Consider the following 14274-nt stretch of genomic DNA (forward strand, 5'->3'; position numbering starts at 1 on the left):
CAGCCAACTCATCAGCTCGTCATGCCCGGGCTCGATCCGGGCATCCATCCCCTTCGCGAGACTGTTTCCAAGACGATGGATGGCCGGGTCAAGCCCGGCCATGACGAAGCGAAAGCTCTCAAATCTCCTCGTGACGACTATCGCCCCGGCAAAGCGTCCATGCGATGTCCTCACATCGCGTTGAGAACGATGAGGCCAAGGTCCGGGCCTCGCCCTTCGAGACGCCCGCCTGGCGGCGGGCTCCTCAGGGTGAGGGGCGAAGGTCGTCGCCGGGCGGCAGGAGTTAGATCGGAGCTAAAGCCCATCCCTCTCCATGAGCTCGTTGCCGATGCTCAACGTGCAGCGCCGGCTTCGGGACTCAACCCTCATGGTGAGGAGCGTCGCCCTTGCGACGCGTCTCGAACCATGAGGCCCCGATGGCGCGGACTCGGCAGACGAGCGCCGATCGCCGCTGCTTCGGCGCGCGAATGATCATCTCCCCGATTCACATCTCAAACAGCCCCGCGCACGGCTCCACGATCTCGCGGCGCATCCCGCCCGAGTCGTGCATCTCACATGTCCCTCCGAAACCTGAGAGGGCGCGGGGAATGCCGGATGCTGGCCGCACCCATGGCCCGCCTGCAGAAAAGAAAGCAGGCGGCAGTCACCACAGGTTCAGCCGGAACAACCGGCATTCCCCGCGCGACGGTTTTCACGCTTATACGCAGTCTCCCTGGTGCGCCGGGCTTGTTGGCCACCATCCCCACGTGAAGCGAAGCCTCGTCGTGAGTTGATACCAGCGTCGGGGTATCAGGACCCTGCGACTTCACGTCCGCAGTCCCACCGTTCGTCGGCGCGCCCGAAGACACGCTGCGGCAGACCACGGCCATCGCTCCCCACCTCGCGTGTCGTGACGATCGCGCGCAACGCCCCTCTCGTCGAGGCGGGATACGAGATAGAAACATGCGTTCCGAAAAAACGCAATAGGATTATTTTTTTTAGAAGTTATTGCGATGAAAGTCGCATGAGTGTCGGGTTGGAAGGGTCGACCGCATCTTGCGGAGGCTCCTCTCCTCGGGGGGCGCGTCTGAGCGATAGGCCCTGCCCGACTACATCCGAAGATTGAATTCCGTCGCGCCGTAACCAATTTGTAGCGTGAGCTGGAGACGACTTGGTGAAAAAAATCGGCCAATGCTGTATATGTGGCGCGAAGAACGTGCGGCTCTCGTTCGAGCACGTTCCACCCCGCGCTGCGTTCAACGATCAGCGCGTCTTCGAGACGAACATCCAGAAGATGCTGACCGGGGAGTGGGACGGAAAGCCTCAGCCCCCACAAGGCAAGTGGCTGCAGGCTGGCGCAGGCAAGTATACTCTCTGCGAGAAGTGCAACAACGACACTGGCGCTTGGTACGGCTCTGCGTATGTTGCGATGGCGCGACGAGCTCTAGAACTTGTTACGTGGTCGGGCGGCACTGTTTCGCTCGCATATCCCTATCAAATCTTTCCGCTCCGAGTATTGAAGCAGGTGATCGCGATGTTCTGCAGCGCTTGTGGTCCGTCACTTCAAGAACGATTTCCGGACATTCCGCGGTTCGTGCTGGACAGGGATCAGCGATACATTCCGCACGACTTGAAGGTGTTTGCCTATCTGATTGATCCGAGTAAGTCGGTCGGTAATCGTCAAGCTCCGATGTCGGGAGTATTGATCAAGGGGAAGCAGCACGTGTTTGCCGAAATCGCCTTCGCCCCCTTAGGATTTGTGCTTACCGGCGATACTGATCCAATCGATTTTAGTTTGTTGAATATCACGCATTTTGGCCATTCAGCTTTTTATCATCGCGAAACCTTGTTTCTCAAGCTGCCCGTGCTGCAGATCAGCACATGGTTGCCGGGTGACTTTCGCTCAAAAGATCAGGTTGCCCGCGATGTCGCCTCTAATGAAGTCAAGGGGCGCGTTGATCTCAATGTCTTCTGAACGAGATCGCCCCGCGTCTAACTATCACAGTCAGCCGTCACCGTGAGTAGCCAGCGAGGCTTCCAAAAAAAGGGGCCGGCGGATTTCTCCACCAGCCCTTTGCTCCCAGACGTCTTGCCCGTCACTTGCGGGCAACCTTCCGGTAGGCCTTCCACCCGAGGTACACAAGACGGAGTACCCGGTAGACCCTGAGAGTCATGCTCGGCAGAATCGAATGAGCAAGCTCTTCAACAGCCCACTCGGACGCCTTCTGTTCACCGTCTTCACGACAAATCTGGTCGTAAATTTCGAGAAATTCCGGCACCCAAAGTGCTGCATATTTGCCCGCCGCGAGAACGCGGAGTGCGGTCGTGAGCCACTTATTATGTGGCGGGGGAGGGGACGAGTGCTTCGTCACCTTCATGGGCTGTCTCTCCAATCAGCTGAGAAGACATCCGTCGTTGGGTGGCCGCAGTATGACTGAGCAGGCGAACTCCGGACGCCTCCAAGCGGAAGATTCGTCGTCTTCGACCACCACGCACGTGCTCAGGTTCAGATTCTTGGGAAGTCACCAGACCACGGTTTTCCATTCGCTCTAGGCAGACGAAAACCTGTGCCAAGGAGACATGACGTTCGAGGGCTTTCGTGAGCCGTCGAGCGATCTCGGCCGGGAAGGCCTGAGTTCCCAAGTTGGAGACAGCAACTAAAACTGCGTGCTCGAAATGCTGAAGAGGTCGAACACGCTCAAGTCGCTCTATTACCCCGTCCCGATTTGATTGAGTGTCATGCATTCGTTCTCCATTCTCTCGTTCAGCCGCCTGAGGGAATCTCCCCTTCAGCCGAGGGCGGCGTCCCGGCTGATATTTCATACATACGCGATAACGTTATCGCGTGTCAACTCTCCCGGCAGGGTGTCTTAAGGTATTGAGATAGGGAAATAAGGATTAGGATAGGGACGTGAGTGGTGTCATCGTCCGCACGGTCATGAACAATATGACATTCGACGGAGCGGCCACCGACCCGGTGGCGATGGCGTCAGTGATACGCTGATCGCCTTCATAGCGACGGCGGAAGACCCAGGCAGAACCCACGAAGGAAGCCCGACGCCACGGCATTGACTTTGCGGAGCGTCCTGATGCACCGGAACGTAAGTACCTCGGGCACAAGCTCAGCTTCACACGTCAGCAGTTGGAGAAGGTCTGCAACATGCCCGATTTGGACAGAGGGATTAGCGAGATCGCCAACGCCACCGGTTTGGCTCGGTAGACAGTTTACCTCATCAAAGTTGTGAGGGGCGCGGTAGAGGCGGCTTTGGCAAGCTGGGCCGCTTAGGTCGCCAGACGGAAGTAGATCGGCGCGCCCCTGTCGTGTTTTTGCATCTGCGAATTGACAGGCGTAATGGGGTGTTCACTTCTACTAAACCAAGATCGACGCCGGGACACAGGTGATTTGGATGACGACGACGCTGTACACCATTGGCTATGAGGGTACCGATATCGACCGCTTCGTAGCCACTTTGAAAAGCGTCAAGGTGCAACTCCTCGCCGATGTCCGTGCTGTGCCGATCTCCCGGAAGAAGGGGTTTTCGAAGAACAAGCTCCGCGACCGCGTTGAGCAGGAGGGTATTCGTTACATCCACCTCGCATCGCTCGGCGACCCGAAACCAGGGCGCGACGCTGCAAGGGCCGGTCAAATCGCTCTATTCCGGGAGATTTACGGCAAGCACCTCGCCCAGAGTGGGCCGCAGCAAAGCCTCCGAGAGCTGGCCAAGCTGGCCGACGAGCAGACTACCTGTCTGATGTGCTTTGAGCGTGATCCTCGTGGATGCCACAGGTTGATTGTTGCAGCGGCACTACCGACTCAGGTCACTATGTTCCACCTTTTCGGTGATGAGCCTGGTCGCTATGTCCGTAACGCCGCAAAGCTCCAGAGCAGTCGTTCTGGTCAAAGCACTTCCGCAGCCCAGTAGAACCTACGGGGAAACGGTCTGCTGTGCTGGCGTGACAGTGGACGGGCAGTGGAAGCGGCTCTTTCCTGTGCGCTTCCGGCATCTACGGGGAGATAGCAGCTTCTCCCGGTGGAACTGGGTGAAGTTCTCTTATCGACCGCCGACACGCGATAAGCGAAGCGAGAGCTGTCACGTCTACGAAGACAGCATCACCATCGACGGCGAGCTGCCGCAAGACGAGCGGACACGATTGCTTGCGCCGCTCATCACTTGTTCAGCCAAGCAGGCGATGTCCCTTGGCAAATCGCTAACCCTCATTCGGCCCCGAAACACCAAGTTCATCGCAAAACGAAAATCCGCGGCTGACCTCGCTGAGGAGCGCGAAGCATTCGAACTTGCCGCGCGGCAAACATCGATCTTCGACAAAGAGCTGGCGGAACTCGACCCTTCGCCATTCGAGTTCCGATTTGAGTTCGACGACGATGACGGCCACCACAACTACCAGAACGGAGACTGGGAAACCCATGCCATGTTCTGGCGCTGGCGGGCCCAATACGGTGAGGCGGGTGCCTTGGACCGCATGAGGGCCGTCTACGACGACGACTATCCCCGCAAGGGCATGGCATTCGCACTTGGAAACCAAGCCAAGAGGCCCCAGACTTGGCAACTGCTAGGTGTGATCCGGTTGGACGAGGTAACGCAACCCGACCTTTTTGGATAATTGCCCCTGACCATTTACCCCATCCCCACCTGCCCAGCCTCCCACCCGATCATCGCCTGCTTGCGGGTCAGGCCCCAGTGATAGCCGGTCAGCGCGCCGGTCTTGCCCAGCGCACGATGACACGGGACCACGAACGAGATCGGGTTCTTCCCCACCGCCGCCCCCACCGCGCGCGACGCTTTCGGCGACTCCAGCCTCGTCGCGATGTCCGAGTAGCAGACGGCGCGGCCCATGGGGATCTTGAGCAGGGTCTCCCAGACGCGGACTTCGAAGTCGGTGCCGATCAGGACGACGCGGAGCGGCTGGTCGGGGCGCCACAGGGTCTTGTCGAAGATGCGCTGGGCGAGGCCGGCGGTGCCGGGGACGTCCTCGATGTACGAGGCGCGGGGCCAGCGGCTCTTCATGTCGGCGAGCGCGGACGCCTCCTCGCCGGGGTCGGCGAAGGCGAGGCCGGCGAGGCCGCGCGGGGTGGCCATGACGAGCGCCAAGCCGAACGGGCAGGGGTGGAAGCCGTAGCGCAGGGTGGTGCCGGCGCCGCCGGTCTTCCATTCGCCGGGCGACATCGCCTCGTGGGTGACGAACAAATCGTGCAGCCGGCCGGGGCCTGACAGGCCGGAGTCGAGCGCGGCGTCGAGCACGCTGGCCGAGCCTTTCAGCAGGCCCTTGGCGTGGTCGAGCGTCAGCGCCTGCATGAACGCCTTCGGCGTCAGCCCGGCCCAGCGCCGGAACAGATGGTGCAGCTCGTCGGGCGTCAGGCTGGCGGCGTCGGCCATGTCCTCGATGGCCGGCTGCCGGCGCCAATGCTCGGAGATGAAGGCGATCGCGCGACGCACGGCGTCGTAGTCGCGCAGATCGGCCGATTGTTGCGGGCCCGGCTTGGCCAGGGCGGAATCGTGAATGGCGAGGGTCATCATGGGTCCGGATGTAGGGCGGACGGGATGGGGACTCCACCCGATTTCCGATGCGAGGGCCAGTGGCGGATGCGCTTCACGTTCAGCGGAATTCGCGGCGCCCCCACCCCCGACCCCTCCCCGCAGCGAACCATCGCTGCGCGATGGTCGCCGGGGGAGGGGAGTGGACCGTGGGTGTGGCGGCAACTCGGGACGCCAGCGCAGCCAATGAAGCTCGACCTGTCACCGCAAAGCCGGTCCGCTCCCCTCCCCCGTGCCGTCCTCGCGCCAGCGAGGGCGGCATGCGGGGAGGGGTCGGGGGTGGGGGGCTGCGCGCACGGAACGTCGTTGGGGAGCAGGCCCGCTACAGCGGATTGTAGACCGGCCCGCGCTTCGCAGCCTGCAACCCTGCCGTCAGTGCCTTCGCAAAGCTCGCCTTCTCCTCCGGGCCCAGGAAGCTCGCGATGGCGACGCGGTGGCCGCGGGCGACGAGGTAGAGGTTTTCGATGCCGAACTCCTCGTGGGTGACCTGGTCGAGGCGCACCCACAGCGGGTTGAAGCGCCATTCCATGACGTCGCCGTTGTGGCTGACGCGGCGCAGGCGCAGCTCGGTCAGGGTGATCGAGACGTCCTCATAGGCGTTGGCGCGGCGGAAATTGATCTTGAAGGCCCAGTAGATCGCCAGCGCATCGAGGCCGAAGAAGCCGAGCACGGGCCAGGCGCCCATCAGCAGCGAGGCGAGCCCACCGATGAAGCTGATGGCGCAGACCACGATCATCAGCACCACGAAGCCGGTGCGGCTCAGCGACCGGTGGGGCCTCAGCCGCGCCGAGAACAGCTCGGCGTCGGCGGTATCACAGCCGGTCTCCTGAGACGCAAAAGCGTTGCCTGGGATCATGGGGCCTCAGTATACCCGGATCATGGCCAAAATCACCCGCCCCCAACGCGCCAAGCCGGCGCCGGTTCGCGCCCCCAACGCAAAGTCCGCCAAGGCGGGATCCAAGACGTCTGCGAAGACGCCTGCCAAGACGACGGCCGGGAAGGTCGCCAAGAAAGCCGTCAAGCAAGCCGGCAACACCATCGGCAAGACAGGCGCCAAAAAAACCGGCGTGGGGACGAAGCCGACGACTCCTGCCCGCGCGGTGAAGACAGCGTTGAAGGCGACGAAACCCTGGACGCCGGCGGAGATCCGCGAGGTCTTCAGCCGGTTCGCAGCGGCCAACCCGGAGCCGAAGGGCGAGCTCGAGCACCTCAACCCTTACACCCTGCTGGTGGCCGTGGTGTTGTCGGCGCAGGCGACCGACGCCGGCGTCAACAAGGCGACGCGGCCGCTGTTTGCGATCGCCGACACGCCGCAGAAGATGCTCGCGCTCGGCGAGGACACCGTGCGCGAGTACATCAAGACCATCGGCCTCTACCGCACCAAGGCCAAGAACGTGATCGCGCTCTCGGAGAAGCTGATCAATGAGTTCGGCGGCGAGGTGCCGCGCACGCGGGCCGAGCTGGAGTCGCTGCCCGGCGCCGGCCGCAAGACCGCGAATGTCGTGCTCAACATGGCATTCGGCGAGCACACGATGGCGGTCGACACCCACGTCTTCCGCGTCGGCAACCGCACTGGCCTGGCACCCGGCAAGACGCCACTGGAGGTCGAGCTTGGGCTGGAGAAGGTGATCCCGGCCGAGTTCATGCTGCATGCCCATCACTGGTTGATCCTGCATGGCCGCTACACGTGTCTCGCGCGCAAGCCGCGCTGCGAGCTGTGCCTGATCAAGGATCTCTGCCGCTGGCCGGAAAAGACGGCCTGAGCGTACGTGATGCACGGCGAATGGTTGCGCCTGACACTGCCTTTGACAGTCACTTTTGTGTCACGCCGCGCCGTGGTCTGACCATGGCCGGGCCACATCGCCGCCCGGCTTCGACATAAGATGACAGCGAAATTCCGGCCGACGTGAGTGGCGCGTGACTTATCCCGCGTTCTCGGACGTTTTTTCGACGCCGGGAACTGGAAGGATCATCCGAATGGACCATGCCGCCGCACTCGTGTCGCTCGCGACCGCTGTGCCACCTCATCAGTTCCGCCAGAACGAGGTGATGGAAGCCGCGCGCGTCGTGCTGTCGCCGCGCTTTCCACAGTTCGACACGATGGCGAGCCTGTTCGCCAACACCGGCATCCGCCAGCGCTACGGCGTCAAGCCGATCGAATGGTACATGGAGCGGCGCGGCTGGCCGGAGCGCACGGAAGCCTATCTCGAAGGCGCCGAGGCGCTGTTCATCGAGGCCACCACCAAGGCGCTGGCGCAGGCCGATCTCGTCGCCGCTGACATCGACACCATCGTCACCGTGAGCTCGACGGGCATCGCGACGCCGACCTTGGAGGCGCGCGTCGCCGGCCGCATGGGCTTTCGCTCCGACGTCTCGCGCGTGCCGGTGTTCGGGCTCGGCTGCGCCGGCGGCGTCTCCGGCCTCTCGATCGCAGCAAGGCTGGCGCAGGCGCGGCCCGGCACCAACGTGCTGATGGTCACCTTCGAGCTGTGCACGCTGGCGGTGCGCCATGACGAGCTGACCAAGGCCAACATCGTCGCGCTCAGCCTGTTCGGCGACGGTGCCGCGGCCGCCATCCTGCGCGCCGGCGACGGCGGCGCTGTCCGCGTCGAGGCCACCGGCGAAAAGCTGTGGCCGGATACGCTGGACATCATGGGCTGGAGCGTCGATCCTGAGGGTTTTGGCGTCATCTTCCAGCGCACGATCCCGGACTTCGTCACCGAGAACATGGGCCCCGCGGTCAACGAGATCCTCGGCCGGATGAAGATCGCGCCTGGCGAGGTCGATCGCTTCGTCTGCCATCCCGGCGGCGCCAAGGTGATCACGGCGCTGGAGCGCGCGCTGTCGCTCGGCCAGGGCACGCTCGACCATGAGCGCGAGGTCATCGCGGACTACGGCAACATGTCGGCGCCGACGGTGCTGTTCGTGCTGGAGCGCGCCCGCGCCCGCGGTCTGCCGCCGCGCTCGGTGCTCACGGCGCTCGGACCCGGTTTCACCGCAAGCTGCGTTTCACTGAGGCACGCCGCATGACCTTCGCCGCCTTCGTCCTCGCTCTCGTCACCATGCAGCGGCTCGGCGAGCTCGTGCTCGCCCGCCACAACACCAGGCGGCTGCGCGCGATGGGCGCGGTCGAGGTCGGGGCGGATCATTACCCGCTGATGATCTCGATGCATGCGGCGTGGCTGGTGTCGCTGTGGCTGCTCGGCGCCGACCAGGAGGTCGACCCGTGGCTGCTGTCGGGCTTCGTGGCTCTGCAGGGGCTGCGCTGGTGGGTGCTGGCGACGCTCGGCCCGCGCTGGACGACGCGAATCATCATCCTGCCCGGCGCGCCGCTCGTCACCGACGGGCCGTATCGCTACATCTCGCATCCGAACTATCTGGTGGTGACGGCGGAGATCGCGCTGCTGCCGCTGGCGCTGCATCTGCCGCTGATCGCGCTGATCTTCTCCGGCCTGAATGCGGCGGTGCTGTTCATCCGCATCCGCGCCGAATCCGAGGCGCTCTCCTCAGGCGTCAGCGGCGGCCAGACCGCATGAGCGCGCCGGCCGCGCCGCAGGACTCGCCGGGCGTCACCACCTGGCTCGGCTTCGTCCTGATGTGCGTCGGCATGTTCATGGCGATCCTGGACATCCAGGTGGTGGCAACGTCGCTGCCGACCATCCAGGAGGCGCTCGGCATCACGCCGGACGCGATGAGCTGGATCCAGACGGCGTATCTGATCGCCGAGATCATCGCCATTCCGCTGACCGGCCTGCTCACGCGCGTGTTCACCTTGCGCTGGCTGTTCGTCGGCGCCGTCAGCGTGTTCACCGCCGCCTCGCTCGGCTGCGCGCTGAGCGGCAGTTTTCATATGCTGCTGGCGTTCCGCGTGCTGCAGGGCTTCTTCGGCGGCCTGCTGATCCCGGTGGTGTTCTCGGCGGTGTTCCTGCTGTTTCCGGCGCGGCTGCATGCGCTCGCCACCACCATCGGCGGCGTGGTCGCGGTGCTCGCGCCGACGGTCGGTCCGGTGGTCGGCGGCTTCATCACCAACACCTGGTCGTGGCCGTGGCTGTTCCTGATCAACATCGCGCCGGGCATCCTCGCCGCAACGGTGACGCCGGCTCTGCTGCCGCGACAGGACGTGGAGCTGGGTGAGCTCGACAAGCTCGATCTGCTGGCGCTGCTGCTGCTCGCGGTGTCCCTGGCGAGCCTCGAGCTCGGCTTGAAGGAAGCGCCGAAGGGCGGCTGGCTGTCGTCGAACTGCATCGCGCTGCTGGTGCTGAGCGCGTCATGCCTTACGCTGCTGATCCAGCGGCTGCTGGCGGCAGCGCACCCGATCCTGCGGCTCGGCAGCTTTCAGCGCCGCTCGTTCACGCTCGGCTGCTTGTCGAGCTTCTGTCTCGGCATTGGCCTGTTCGGCTCGGTCTATCTGATGCCGGTGTTCCTCGCCTTCGTGCGCGGGCATGATGCGTTCGAGATCGGCAAGATCATGCTGGTGACGGGCGTCGCGCAACTGATCGCCGCGCCGTTCGTCACCGCGCTGGACGGCAAGGTCGATGCGCGGCTGCTGACCGCGTTCGGCTTCGTCCTGTTCGGCGCCGGCCTTGCCGCCAGCGCGTTCCAGCCGGCCAGCGCGGACTATCAGGAGATGTTCTGGCCGCAGGTGGTGCGCGGCGTCGGCATCATGTTCTGCCTGCTGCCGCCGACCCGGATCGCGCTCGGCGACCTGCCGCAGGCCGAGGTCGCCGATGCCAGCGGGCTGTTCAACCTGATGCGCAATCTCGGCGGCGCCATCGGCATCGCGCTGATCGACACCATCATCTACGGCCGCGTCGCGCTGCATGCCCAGGCGTTCCGCGATCGGCTGATGGCGGGAGATACGGCCACGGCCAAGGCGATTGGGCTCGCGCCGGAGCTGCTGCGCAATCGTCCGCGCAACATCTCGGAGGAGCAGGCCATCGCCTATGTCCGGCCGCTGGTCGAGAAGGCGTCGCTGGCGCTGTGCGTCAATGAGGCCTGGGCGCTGCTTGCGGCGGTGGCGCTGCTCGGCTTCGTGCTGATTCCCTTCGCGCGCAACAAGGCGGCTAGCGCGTCGCCGCAGCTGATGCCGCTAGAGGCTGCGCAGCCGGCGCTCCGGCGACGGCTCGATCAGCTCGGGTCGCGGTCCGGATAGGCGCTTGTGCAGGTGGACCATGAAGGCCATGCCGAACAGCGGCGTCGCCAGGTTCACGATCGGGATGGTGACGAAGGCGGCGATGAACAGTCCCGCGATGAACACGGTGACGGCGTTGTCGCGCCGCATCGCCTTGGCTTCCGCCGGCGACCGGAAACGCATCGCGGCCATCTCGAAATATTCGCGGCCGAGCAGCCAGGCGGTGGCGATGAAGAAGATCACGAAGCCGGCGCCGGCCAGCAGCACGAAGGGCAGGGCGACCAGATAGATCAGGATGGTGAGGGCGGCTGCCTTCACGCCCTCGATCAGGGCGACGCCGACGGGCAGGGCCTGCCCGGGACGCTCGGCCGGATAGTGCTCGCGCTCGACCAGATCGGCGACGTCGTCGACGAACAGGCTCGCGATCAGCGAAGTGATCGCCGGCATCAGCATGATGCCGCCGAACACGACGCCGAAGCCCGCTGCGATCGAGATGATCCAGGTCAGCACCTCGAGGGTGCCGTGCGAGTTCGGCCCGAGCATCGCCTCCGCCCAGCCCTCGCCGGCCGTCGCCATCCAGGTCAATAGCCGCTGCAGCCCGATCGCGAGCACCGTGACCAGCACCAGCGCCAGCCCGATCGAGCGCCACAGGATCGTGCGCATCGGCGGCGACAGAATCTGCGAAATCGCCTTGATGGCGGCGTCGATCATGACGGTGGAACCTCTCTGTTAGCCTCGCGTGAGGAGGTAGACACGGCCGCAGGCTTCGGCAAGTCCGTCCTCCCCACCGCACGCAAATGCGCCAAGACTGCTTCCTTCGTCATTGCGAGCGCAGCGAAGCAATCCAGGGTGGTGGGCGGGACTCTGGATTGCTTCGCTGCGCTCGCAATGACGGCGGAGAGACCGTACGTCGCCTCACAGCTCGGTCGCCCGCAGCCGCAATGCGTTGCCCACCACGCTCACCGATGACAGCGACATCGCGGCTGCCGCGATGATCGGCGACAGCAGGATGCCGAACACCGGATAGAGGACGCCGGCTGCGATCGGGATGCCGGCGGCGTTGTAGATGAAGGCGAAGAACAGGTTCTGGCGGATGTTGCGCATGACAGCGGCGGAGAGCTTGCGCGCCCGCGCGATGCCGCCGAGATCGCCCTGCAGCAGCGTGATGCCGGCGCTCTCCATCGCGACATCGGTGCCGGTGCCCATGGCGATGCCGACATCGGCCGCCGCCAGCGCCGGCGCATCGTTGACGCCGTCGCCGGCCATCGCGACGACCTTGCCGCTGGCGCGCAGACGCGCGACCACGGCGCTCTTCTGATCCGGCAGCACCTCGGCCTCGACCTCGGTGATGCCGATTTTTCGCGCGACAGCGGTGGCTGTAGTCCGGTTGTCGCCGGTCAGCATGATCACCTTGATGCCGTCGGCCGCGAGCGCCTTCAGCGCCGCCGGCGTCGAGGCCTTGACGGGATCGGCGATCGCAAACAACGCGGCCGGCTTGCCGTCGACGGCCATCGTGATCACGGTCGCGCCCTCGCTGCGCAGCTTCTTGCTCTCGACGCCGAGCGTATCGGTGATGATGCCGAGCGAGGCGAGATAGGTGGCGGTGCCGATCACGATCGTCCTGCCGTCGACCTCGCCGCGCGCCCCCTTGCCGGTCGGCGCATCGAAACCCTTGACCTCGGCGAGCCTGATCTTCCGCTCGCTCGCATGGTGGACGATGGCCGCGGCGAGCGGATGCTCGCTGGCGCGCTCGACGCTGGCGGCAAGCCGCAGAGCCTCGGCCTCGTCGAAGCCGTGAGCCGCGATGATCGCGGTCACCTTCGGCTTGCCCTCGGTCAGGGTGCCGGTCTTGTCGACGACCAGCGTGTCGACCTTCTCCATCCGCTCCAGCGCCTCGGCGCTCTTGATCAGCACGCCCGCCTGCGCCCCGCGGCCGACGCCGACCATGATCGACATCGGCGTCGCGAGCCCGAGCGCGCAGGGGCAGGCGATGATCAGCACGCTGACAGCGGCGACGAGGCCGAAGGCGAAGCGCGGCTCGGGGCCGAACGCGTACCACGCGACGAACGCGGTGACCGCAGCCGCAATCACCGTCGGCACGAACCAGCCGGCGACCTGGTCGGCGAGGCGCTGGATCGGCGCGCGCGAGCGCTGCGCGTCGGCCACCATCTGCACGATCTGCGACAGCAAGGTTTCGCGGCCGACCTTGTCGGCGCGCATCACGAAGCTGCCGGTCTGGTTCAAGGTGCCGGCGATGACGCGCTCGCCCTCGTCCTTGGTGACCGGCATCGACTCGCCGGTGACGAGCGATTCATCCAGCGACGAACGGCCTTCGAGGATGATGCCGTCGACCGGCACCTTCTCGCCGGGACGCACGCGTAAGCGGTCGCCGACCGCAAGCTCTGCGATCTCGACCTCGTGGTCGTTGCCGTCGGCATCGAGCCGCCGCGCCGTCTTCGGCGCGAGCTGCAGCAGCGCCTTGATCGCCCCCGACGTCGCCTCGCGCGCGCGCAGCTCCAGCACCTGGCCGAGCAGGACGAGAATGGTGATGACGGCCGCCGCCTCGAAATACACCGCGACCGCACCACCATGACCGCGGAACGCCGGCGGAAACGCCTGCGGCGCCAGCGTCGCAATCACGCTGTAGACATAGGCGACGCCGGTGCCCATCGCGATCAGGGTGAACATGTTGAGATTGCGGGTCTGGACCGATTGCCAGCCGCGCACGAAGAACGGCCAGCCCGCCCACAGCACGACCGGCGTCGCCAGCGCGAACTGGATCCAGTTCGACAGGGTCGGGTCAACCAGGCCATGGCCGCCGACGAGGTGGCCGCCCATCTCCAGCACGACGACGGGCGCCGCGAGCACCGCGCCGATCCAGAACCGTCTGGTCATGTCGGCGAGCTCGGGATTCGGCGCATCGTCGAGGCTGATGACGTCAGGCTCCAGCGCCATGCCGCAGATCGGGCAGGTGCCCGGGCCCTCCTGCCGGATCTCCGGATGCATCGGACAAGTGTAGATCGTGCCCGCCGGCATCTCCGGCGGCGGCTCGCGCTCGCCGAGATATTTGTTGGGATCGGCCGCGAATTTGGTGCGACAGCCGGCCGAGCAGAAATGGACGGTGTGTCCCTCATGATCGAAGCGGTGCTTCGAGGTCGCGGGATCGACGCTCATGCCGCAGACGGGGTCGATCACCTTGGTCGCGTCGTCCTGATGCGCGTGATGATCGTGGCCGCCGCAGCACGACTCGGCTGCAGCGGGCGCGAGATATTTGGCGGGATCAGCGGAAAATTTGCTGCGGCAGCCAGCCGAGCAGAAATGGAAGGTCTGTCCCTGATGCGCGAAGCGGTGCTTCGACGTGACCGGATCGACCGTCATGCCGCAGACGGGATCCTTCACCGTTGCGGGTGGGGCCGGCGCGTCGTCGTGACTGCCACAGCAGGCGCCCGCGCCGCTCTCGGCGGCCGAACCGGCATGATCGCTGCAACAGGCCTCTGCAGGTGTCTCGCTTTGTCGGGTTTCGACCGTTCCCGTGCGCGATCCGCAACCGCACGCCCCGGATTGAACCGCTGCGACACCATGCCCGTGTTCGGTTTCCGACATCGTCCA

General features: G+C 65.0%; 12 protein-coding genes. 7 read left to right on the top strand and 5 right to left on the bottom strand.

The features are described from left to right. Positions 1-1153 precede the first annotated feature (1153 nt). Entirely contained in the window at positions 1154-1954 is an 801-nt protein-coding gene (locus tag QQL87_RS12795; RefSeq protein WP_284418503.1) for a hypothetical protein, read from the top strand. 121 nt (positions 1955-2075) lie between these two features. Here the strand turns inward: QQL87_RS12795 and QQL87_RS12800 are convergent, their stop codons facing one another. After that, positions 2076-2357: a hypothetical protein gene (locus QQL87_RS12800; protein ID WP_284418504.1), complete on the bottom strand. Its 282-nt coding sequence runs from the start codon at positions 2355-2357 to the stop codon at positions 2076-2078. A 1029-nt stretch (positions 2358-3386) separates the two neighbouring features. Here QQL87_RS12800 and QQL87_RS12805 point away from each other — a divergent pair. Both QQL87_RS12805 and QQL87_RS12810 read left to right on the top strand, forming a co-directional pair. Then, positions 3387-3902 (top strand): DUF488 domain-containing protein, encoded by a 516-nt coding sequence (locus tag QQL87_RS12805; protein ID WP_284418505.1) that lies wholly within the window; start codon positions 3387-3389, stop codon positions 3900-3902. Further along, positions 3838-4602, top strand: a complete 765-nt coding sequence (locus QQL87_RS12810) for a DUF8758 domain-containing protein (RefSeq protein ID WP_502871161.1) — start codon at positions 3838-3840, stop codon at positions 4600-4602. Before QQL87_RS12805 ends, QQL87_RS12810 begins: the two co-directional genes overlap by 65 nt. A gap of 14 nt (positions 4603-4616) precedes the next feature. Here the strand turns inward: QQL87_RS12810 and QQL87_RS12815 are convergent, their stop codons facing one another. Both QQL87_RS12815 and QQL87_RS12820 read right to left on the bottom strand, forming a co-directional pair. Continuing rightward, positions 4617-5516, bottom strand: coding sequence for a methylated-DNA--[protein]-cysteine S-methyltransferase (locus QQL87_RS12815; RefSeq protein WP_284418507.1), 900 nt, complete (start codon positions 5514-5516; stop codon positions 4617-4619). 340 nt (positions 5517-5856) lie between these two features. Further along, the gene (locus QQL87_RS12820; RefSeq protein ID WP_284418508.1) at positions 5857-6390 is read right to left on the bottom strand and encodes a DUF2244 domain-containing protein; all 534 of its coding nucleotides are present in this window, start codon (positions 6388-6390) and stop codon (positions 5857-5859) included. 22 nt (positions 6391-6412) lie between these two features. Between QQL87_RS12820 and nth the strand changes: the two genes are divergently transcribed. The 4 genes from nth (at position 6413) to QQL87_RS12840 (ending at position 10686) form a co-directional block, all read left to right on the top strand. Next, entirely contained in the window at positions 6413-7297 is an 885-nt protein-coding gene (gene nth, locus QQL87_RS12825; protein WP_284418509.1) for an endonuclease III, read from the top strand. 214 nt (positions 7298-7511) lie between these two features. Beyond that, positions 7512-8564 (top strand): type III polyketide synthase, encoded by a 1053-nt coding sequence (locus QQL87_RS12830; RefSeq protein WP_284418510.1) that lies wholly within the window; start codon positions 7512-7514, stop codon positions 8562-8564. Continuing rightward, positions 8561-9070 (top strand): isoprenylcysteine carboxyl methyltransferase family protein, encoded by a 510-nt coding sequence (locus tag QQL87_RS12835; protein WP_284418511.1) that lies wholly within the window; start codon positions 8561-8563, stop codon positions 9068-9070. The genes QQL87_RS12830 and QQL87_RS12835 overlap by 4 nt, the downstream gene beginning before the upstream one ends. Continuing rightward, positions 9067-10686: an MDR family MFS transporter gene (locus tag QQL87_RS12840; protein ID WP_284418512.1), complete on the top strand. Its 1620-nt coding sequence runs from the start codon at positions 9067-9069 to the stop codon at positions 10684-10686. The genes QQL87_RS12835 and QQL87_RS12840 overlap by 4 nt, the downstream gene beginning before the upstream one ends. Here QQL87_RS12840 and QQL87_RS12845 read toward each other — a convergent pair. Then, a complete protein-coding gene (locus tag QQL87_RS12845; protein ID WP_284418513.1) occupies positions 10624-11376 on the bottom strand; it encodes a sulfate transporter family protein in 753 nt (250 codons plus the stop codon). The genes QQL87_RS12840 and QQL87_RS12845 overlap by 63 nt on opposite strands. 204 nt (positions 11377-11580) lie before the next feature. Next, entirely contained in the window at positions 11581-14268 is a 2688-nt protein-coding gene (locus tag QQL87_RS12850) for a heavy metal translocating P-type ATPase (protein ID WP_502871162.1), read from the bottom strand. Positions 14269-14274: the final 6 nt, after the last annotated feature.

Origin of the sequence: Bradyrhizobium sp. SSBR45G, from assembly GCF_030159255.1 — a bacterium.
In the GTDB taxonomy this organism is placed as follows: domain Bacteria; phylum Pseudomonadota; class Alphaproteobacteria; order Rhizobiales; family Xanthobacteraceae; genus Bradyrhizobium.